This window comes from Thermoanaerobacter sp. CM-CNRG TB177 (genome assembly GCF_018588165.1).
GTDB lineage: Bacteria > Bacillota > Thermoanaerobacteria > Thermoanaerobacterales > Thermoanaerobacteraceae > Thermoanaerobacter > Thermoanaerobacter thermocopriae.
Map to the genome: position 1 here is coordinate 1 of NZ_JAFCAC010000090.1, position 732 is coordinate 732.

At 29.5% G+C, this 732-nt stretch carries 1 pseudogene; it reads right to left on the minus strand.

The annotated features are described in order from the left end of the window. Positions 1-28 precede the first annotated feature (28 nt). Positions 29-726, minus strand: a pseudogene (istB, locus tag I4N53_RS12720) (IS21-like element helper ATPase IstB). Positions 727-732 lie beyond the last annotated feature (6 nt).

Genomic DNA, 732 nt, shown 5'->3' on the forward strand with positions numbered 1-732 from the left:
TGGAATATAATTTTGTACAAAAAATGTACTAAGATGCATTCGAAGAACTGTTAAAATATTCAACTTTTGACTTTAATCTATATGAAGGCCCTTTTATTGATATAACATGCGAATGATGAAGTAATCTATCCAATATTGCATTGGCTAATGTTGCTGATCCAAATACTTCTGCCCAATTAGAAAAGGGCATATTAGTTGTAATAATAGTACTATGCTTTTCATACCTTTTAGATATTAGCTGAAAAAATATATTTGAAGCATCTGTGTCTATTGGTAAATATCCTACTTCGTCTATTATTAACACTTTATACTTTGAAAAATGTTTTAATCGGATCTCTAAACGGTTTTCTGCTAATGCCTTTTTTAATTGAGACATTAATTCTTGAAAATGAATGAATAGGTAGAATATCTGTGCTTAGCACATTCTATCCCTATGGCGGTGGCAAGATGTGTCTTGCCTACCCCAGGGGTTCCTACAAACAATATATTTCCGTTATTTTCTACAAATCTTAAGCTTTTTAAATCAAGAATTTCTTGTTTGTTTATGCTTGGTTGAAATTCAAAATCAAAATCATCAAGTTCTTTTAAAAAAGGGAAGTTTGCTACTTTAACACATGCAAGTATTGCTTTTTCTTGTTTTGATTTTATTTCTAAATTGCTTAGTTCATATAGAGCATCTATAACACTTTTTTCTCCTGATTTAATCAGGTTTAAGTACGTATCTATATTATT